The sequence below is a fragment of the Streptacidiphilus sp. MAP12-20 genome (assembly GCF_041262525.1).
GTDB lineage: Bacteria > Actinomycetota > Actinomycetes > Streptomycetales > Streptomycetaceae > Streptacidiphilus.
Map to the genome: position 1 here is coordinate 42,882 of NZ_JBGCCK010000038.1, position 7,141 is coordinate 50,022.

At 71.9% G+C, this 7,141-nt stretch carries 4 protein-coding genes; 1 reads left to right on the plus strand and 3 read right to left on the minus strand.

Annotated features, from left to right (window positions below; all coding sequences use genetic code 11):
- Positions 1-14: 14 nt before the first annotated feature.
- Positions 15-398: an STAS domain-containing protein gene (locus ABIA32_RS32365; protein WP_370103252.1), complete on the minus strand. Its 384-nt coding sequence runs from the start codon at positions 396-398 to the stop codon at positions 15-17.
- 211 nt (positions 399-609) lie between these two features.
- On the opposite strand from ABIA32_RS32365, the gene ABIA32_RS32370 reads away from it, so the two are divergent.
- Entirely contained in the window at positions 610-4,083 is a 3,474-nt protein-coding gene (locus ABIA32_RS32370; protein ID WP_370103254.1) for a HAMP domain-containing protein, read from the plus strand.
- A gap of 35 nt (positions 4,084-4,118) precedes the next feature.
- Here the strand turns inward: ABIA32_RS32370 and ABIA32_RS32375 are convergent, their stop codons facing one another.
- Together ABIA32_RS32375 and ABIA32_RS32380 are read right to left on the minus strand one after the other, a co-directional pair.
- A complete protein-coding gene (locus ABIA32_RS32375; protein ID WP_370103256.1) occupies positions 4,119-6,434 on the minus strand; it encodes a PP2C family protein-serine/threonine phosphatase in 2,316 nt (771 codons plus the stop codon).
- A gap of 224 nt (positions 6,435-6,658) precedes the next feature.
- Positions 6,659-7,039, minus strand: coding sequence for a hypothetical protein (locus ABIA32_RS32380; RefSeq protein ID WP_370103258.1), 381 nt, complete (start codon positions 7,037-7,039; stop codon positions 6,659-6,661).
- Positions 7,040-7,141 lie beyond the last annotated feature (102 nt).

A 7,141-nucleotide genomic window follows, 5' to 3' on the forward strand; every position in this document is an offset into this window, starting at 1 on the left:
CGGTCGACGCCGGCCTACGGACGCGCCGTCCGCGCCGCGGCCACCGAGGCGTGCTGCGGGAAAAGGGAGATCGCTCCGGTGATCTCGAACACGCGGGCCACCTTTCCCGGCAGGGCGACCAGCTCGATCCGCGCACCGCGCTCCTGCGCCGTCGTCCGTGCCTCCAGCAGCACGTTCAGGCCCGTCGAATCGCAGAAGGCGAGCTGCGAGCACTCCACCAGGACCAGGGCCGCACCCGCCTCCGCGCACCGCCCCAGCGCGGCCCGCAGCATCGGGGCGCTGTCGTGGTCCAGTTCCCCCCACAGCCGCAGCACGGCCTCCCCCGCCTCGAGGCTCTCCTCGACGCCGAAGCGCTCGCCCGGCGTGGGCGTCAGGTTCGGACTGGTTTCGGCGGACATGACCGCGACTCCTCACGACTGCTCGGGGGGACATCCCTGGGGACATCATCCCCCGAGGCCCACCGGTGGCGCCCACCGCCCCGCCGAGTTCGCGCGCCGGGGTGTGGGGTTGTCCACAGGTGGCTGCGCGCCCGGAGGCCACGTGGAAGCATGGCTGTGCACGTCTTCCGGCCGCAGGACGCGGCCGCTCCGGAACCTGAGGAGTCGACTCATGGACACCCCGGCACCGAACACCGCGGGAACCGCCGTCTGGGGCCCGCCGGCGACGGACGAGGAGGGCCTGCGGCAGTTGCTCGCGGGCCTCACCGCGGTGCGGGCAGGTGACTTCTCCGCGCGGCTGGCGGGTGGCGGCGACGGGCTGCTCGGCGAGATCGCCCTTGTCTTCAACGGCATGCTCGACCAGCTCTCGCTGGTCACCTCCGAGGTGACCCGCGTCGCGCAGGAGGTCGGCGGCCAGGGCAGGCTCGGCGGGCAGGCCCAGGTGCCGGGGGTCGGCGGCGTCTGGCGGGAGCTGACCACCTCCGTCAACGGCATGGCCCGCAACCTGACCGACCAGGTCCGCAACATCGCCCAGGTCACCACTGCGGTCGCCAAGGGCGATCTCTCCCAGAAGATCGAAGTCGACGCGCTGGGCGAGATCCTCGCGCTCAAGAACACCGTCAACACCATGGTCGACCAGCTCTCCGCCTTCGCCGACGAGGTCACCCGCGTCGCCCGCGAGGTCGGCACGGAGGGCCGGCTCGGCGGTCAGGCGGAGGTGCCCGGCGTCGCCGGGACCTGGCGGGACCTGACGGACTCGGTCAACTTCATGGCCGGGAACCTCACCTCCCAGGTCCGGGCGATCGCGCAGGTCGCCACCGCCGTGGCCGACGGCGACCTGACCCAGAAGATCACCGTGGACGCGCGCGGCGAGATCCTGGAACTGAAGGAGACCATCAACACGATGGTCGAACAGCTCTCCGCCTTCGCCGACGAGGTCACCCGCGTCGCCCGCGAGGTCGGCACCGACGGCATGCTCGGCGGCCAGGCCCGCGTCCCCAACGTCGCCGGCACCTGGAAGGACCTGACCGACAACGTCAACGTGATGGCGTCCAACCTCACCGGACAGGTCCGCTCGATCGCGCAGGTCGCCCAAGCCGTGGAGCGGGGCGACCTGTCCAGGAAGATCTCCATCGAGGCGCGCGGCGAGGTCGCCGCACTGGCCGGGGCGATCAACACCATGGTCGACATGCTCTCCGCGTTCGCGGACGAGGTCACCCGCGTCGCCGGCGAGGTCGGCACCGACGGCATGCTCGGCGGCCAGGCGAGGGTGCCCAACGTGGCCGGCACCTGGAAGGACCTCACCGACAACGTCAACTCAATGGCGACCAACCTGACCAACCAGGTGCGCAACATCGCGCAGGTCACCACCGCCGTCGCCCGGGGCGATCTGACCAAGAAGATCGACGTCGACGCCCGCGGCGAGATCCTGGAGCTCAAGACCACGATCAACACGATGGTCGACACCCTGTCCGCGTTCGCGGCCGAGGTCACCCGGGTCGCGCGCGAGGTCGGCAGCGAGGGCCGGCTCGGCGGCCAGGCCGAGGTCGAGGGGGTCTCCGGCACCTGGAAGCGGCTCACCGAGAACGTCAACGAGCTGGCGGGCAACCTCACCCTGCAGGTCCGCGCGATCGCCGAGGTCACCAGCGCGGTCGCCGAGGGGGATCTGACCCGCTCGATCGCCGTGGAGGCCCCCGGCGAGCTGGGCGACCTGAAGGACAACATCAACGCGATGGTCGGCTCGCTGCGCGAGACCACCCGCGTCAACCAGGAGCAGGACTGGCTGAAGACCAACCTGGCCCGGATCTCCGCGCTGATGCAGGGTCCGCGCAGCCTGCCGGCCGTCGCCGAGCTGGTGCTGGACGAGCTCACCCCGCTCGTGCGCGCCCAGTTCGGCGCCTTCTACCTGGCCCAGGACGCCCCCGGCGGCGTCCGGCTGGTACGCGTCGGCGCCTACGGCGCGCCAGAGGACGACGCGACGGAGCCGCCCAGCTACCGGGTGGGCCAGTCCCTGGTCGGCCAGGCCGCCCGCGACCGGCGCGCGCTGCTCGTCGAGGACCTGCCGCCCGGGTATCTCACCATCTCCTCCGGCGCCGGCAGCGCCGCCCCCGCGACGCTCCTGTTGCTGCCGATCGTCACCGAGGGTCAACTGCTCGGTGTGATCGAACTCGCCGCGCTGCAGCCGTTCTCCCAGGTCCACCGTGACTTTTTGGACCAGGCCACCGAGGCGCTCGGCGTCAACGTCAGCTCCCTGGTCGCCAACGAGCGCACCGACGAGCTGCTCGTCGAGTCGCAGCGCCTGACCGCCGAGCTCCAGGCCAGGCAGCAGGAGCTGCAGAGCTCCAATGCCGAACTCAAGGAGAAGGCCGGGCTGCTGGCCGAGCGCAACGAGGACATCGAGGCCAAGAACCTGGAGATCGAACAGGCCCGCCAGGAGCTGGAGGAGCGTGCCCAGCAACTGTCGCTGGCCTCGATGTACAAGTCGGAGTTCCTGGCCAACATGAGCCACGAACTGCGCACCCCGCTCAACAGCCTGCTCATCCTGGCCCAGCTCCTGGCCCAGAACCCGGGCGGCAACCTGACGTCCAAGCAGGTCGGCTACGCCACCGTCATCCACTCGGCGGGCTCCGACCTGCTGCAGCTGATCAACGACATCCTGGACCTGTCGAAGGTCGAGGCCGGCAAGCTCGACATCAACGCCGAGCACTTCGCGCTGCGCCCGCTGCTGGACTCGCTCGAAGCCACCTTCCGGCCGCTGACCGGCGACAAGGCCTTGGAGTTCCGCGTCAGCACCGGCCCCGACCTGCCTGCGGAGCTCTTCACCGACGAGCAGCGGCTGCGCCAGGTGCTGCGCAACCTGCTCTCCAACGCGGTCAAGTTCACCGAGCAGGGGCGCGTCGAACTGCGGGTGGAGCTGGCCCCGCGCGACGCTCTCCCGACCGAGCTCGAAGGCGGCGGGACAGTGCTGGCCTTCCGCATCGAGGACACCGGCATCGGCATCGCCGAGGAGCATCTGGGCAGCATCTTCGGCGCCTTCCAGCAGGCCGACGGCACCACCAACCGCCGCTACGGCGGCACCGGGCTCGGCCTGTCGATCAGCCGTCAGATCGCCCGCCTGCTGGGCGGGGTGATCCAGGCCGAGAGCACGTTCGGAGAGGGCAGCCGGTTCACCCTTCTCCTGCCGACCCGTGTCCCGCAGCGCGAGGAGGCCCCCGGACGCGCGCCGGCCGCCCTGCCCGAACCGCCGCTCGAACGCCTGGGCAGCGACCTGGACGGCAGGGTCGCGCTGGTGGTGGACGACGATCCGCGTAACGTCTTCGCGCTCTCCGGTATTCTGGAGCTGCACGGCGCCGAGGTGGTCCACGCCGACAACGGTCGGGCCGGAATCGAGATCCTGCAGTCCAGGGCCGACATCGACGTGGTGCTGATGGACCTGATGATGCCGGAGCTGGACGGCCACGCCGCCACCGAGCAGATCCGGGCACTGGAGCGCTTCAAGGACCTGCCCATCATCGCCGTCACCGCCAAGGCCCTGCCGGGCGACCGGGACGGCATCCTCGCCGCAGGCGCCACCGACTATGTCGTCAAGCCCGTCGACGCCGACGACCTGCTGGAGCGGATCCGCCGCAGCCTCCGCGAGGCCTGACGGTCAGCCCGCCCGCCAGTCAGCTCGCACGCCAGTCAGCTCACACGAAAGAGCACCAGGCTCGCGTCGTCGTCGGTGTCCCCCGTCGCTGCGGCGAGCAACTGGTCGGCCTGGGAGTCGAGTTCGCTGCCCTCCAGCGACTCGGCGGCCTGCCGCAGGATGACCAGGGTGTCGTCCAGCGCCGCATGCCGGCGCTCGATCAGGCCGTCCGTGAAGAGCAAGAGCAGGTCCCCTGGGTGGAGCCGGGCCTGCGACTCGCGGTAGGAGACGTCCGCCGTCGCGCCCAGCAGGAGATTCGGCGCGGACCTCAGCAGCCGCGCCCGCCCCTCACGCAGCAGCAGGGGCGGGAGATGGCCCGCGCTCGTCCAGCGCAGCCGCCGTGTGGGCGGGTCGAAGCGCGCACAGATCGCGGTCGCGGTGGGATGTCCGGCCGTCCGCAGGGTCACCTCGTTGAGCCAGTGCATCAGTTGCCCCGGACGCTCGCCCGAACAGGCCAGCCCGCGCAGCGCGTTCCGCAGCGCGACCATACCCGTGGCGGCGTCGATCCCGTGCCCCGCCACATCGCCCACCGCGATCATGACCTGGTCGTCCGGCAGACGCAGCACGTCGTACCAGTCACCGCCGACTCGGTACTCCTCGGCCGCAGGCCGATAGCGCGCCGCCACCTCGACCCGGGCGAGCTCGGTGCGCGAGGGCAGTTCGGGGACGATGGCCTGCTGCAGCTGAAGCGCGAGCCGGTGCCGGATGGCGGCCTTGGCCTGCACCGAGCCGAGTTCGTCGAAGGTCGCGGCCAACGCCGCCTCGGTCTGGTGCTGGATGGACACGTCCTGGAAGAAGCCGGTGATCCCGGTCAGCGTGCCGTGGGTCAGCAGCGGCTCGGCGATCACCCGGACGTGACGCACTCCGCCGTCCTGGCGCGAGAGCCGCAGGATCGCGCTCGCCCCCTCCAGGCGGATCGTCAGTGTCTCGATCATGGCTCGGAGTTCGGACCGGTCCTCGGTCAGCAGCCAGCGGCCGAGCTCGGCCAGCGGGAAGGGCTTGCCCCCCGGCGGCAGACCCAGGCAGGCCGCCACCTGCTCGCTCCACCGGGACTCGCCCAGGGCCAGGTCGTCCTCGAAGGCGGCCAGCGCGCCGAGCCGGCCGGCGCGCTGCAGCACGGAGAAGCTGTGATCGTGACTTCCCCGATGCCACAGCACGACGCAGCGCTCGCCCCCGAGCACCAACACCCGGACGTTCAGCATCGGCTCGGGCCCGTCAGCCAGGCCAGCGGCGGGCAGCCGCTCCCTTCGCTCGACGGTTCCGCTCCGCCTCGCCTCCGCGACCAGGGCGCTCACCTCGCCGGACACCTGCGGCAGCACCTGCGCGAGCGGGCGGCCGACGGGCCGCGGCACCCCCGAACCGAAGCGCTGCGCGGGCCCGTTCAGATACTCGACGTGCAGATCCGACCCGTTGCCTCCGGAGCTGCCTCCCGAGACCTCAGCGGAGCGCAGCATCAACGCCGGCTCGGAGAGCTCGTCCAGCAGTCCGACCAGGACCGGGCGAGCGGCCGCCGGTTCGCCGGTCGCGACCATCCGTGCCAGCAACCGCCCGAGGACCTCGAGCATGCCGGTCACCCGGCGCTGCAACGCCGGCTCCAGAGCACGCCGAGCCGCCCAGGTGAGCAGTGCGATGCCGACCGGCACGCCGTCGTTCCGCAGCGGAAGCACCGCACGGGCGGCCTGCGGCGCCGGCCCCGGCAGCGCAGCCGCCTCCTCGACCCCGTCCGGCAGCCAGAGCGGCGCACCGGTCGCCAGCACCTGACGGGGTACGGCCGGCCACTGCGGCGGAATCCGGCTCCAGTGAGCCCGAGCCAGCACCGGGAACCCGACAGAGCCGGCCAGCACGAGACAATCGTCGGCCGTCCGCTGCCAGACCAGCAGCCCCTGGACCCCGTGCTCAGCCAGATACTCCTGGTGCAGGATCTGGACCACCTCGTCGAGGTCCGCACCGGCCTCTGCCATGCTCCCGGCACGCCGCCGCACCCTGGCTTCGTCGCCTGCCGGGCTGCCCGCCCCTGCCCCGACCTCGGCACCGCAGGCCTGGTTCACGATGTCGGCGGCGAGCTCCTCGACGGTCAGATCGGCGCCCAGCGCCAACTCGGCCAGGGTGTCCGCGGCGACGACGGGCTCCGTCCCCTGCCGAGCCACCAGGACGCCGGCGGCCAGGTCGAGGAGGTGGCGCCGCCGAAGTCGGGCGCGCAGGTCGGCGAGCTCGGCGCCGAGTGCCCGAACCGCCTCGGCGGACTCCCGATCAGGCTCGCGCGCGAGCTCATGGCCCGGCGACGACGCTGCAGACGCGCGCTCTGGGGACATCACGCACTCCTCGCCGAAGGCTCTCCAGCGCCCAGTCTAGTGAGCGGGTCGCCCCCGCCGACTCCTTCTGGGTCGGCGTGCTTCGGGCGCCTCGTCCGCGAGGACCCGGCCACAGGGCGACCGCCCGGACCTCGCGGCCGGAAACACGCCGCAGCCAGGCAGGCAGGCCATCCGGCGTCACCGGCCCGGCGGGGCCGGCGTCTCAGGACCGCCCGAGGGGGCGGTCAGTGGCCGAACAGGTGCCGGCGGCGGCGCAGGCTCGGGGAGGATGATGCCTTCTCCGGTCCCGGCTGCGACGTCGGCTCGGGTTGCCGAGCGTAGGTCGAAACGGGCTCGGCGGCGTGCGCTGCGCCCTTACGGGCCTTGCGCAGCAGTGCCGCACGGCGGCTCGCCAGGCGTCCGCCCACACCCGCCAGCGCGACGGCGAAGCAGAAGATCAGAGCGAGAGCCAGCCCGGCCAGGAAGATCTCCAGGCTGGTCATGGAGGCGATCGTCGTGCCGAACAGGGAGACCGGGTAGTCGGGCCCCCCGCTGAGGTTGTAGGCGATGATCAGGCCGGTGAAGGCCGCGGTCGCGCCCAGCAGAAGCAGGCCGAGCAGAAGCATCGTCGGTTCCTAATCCTTGAGTAGCGGCTCCGGTTGGCCCTCTCTGAGGGGCCGACCGGACTGTCGATGAGGTGGGTTCGTGGCCGCCTCGTGGGCACCGGG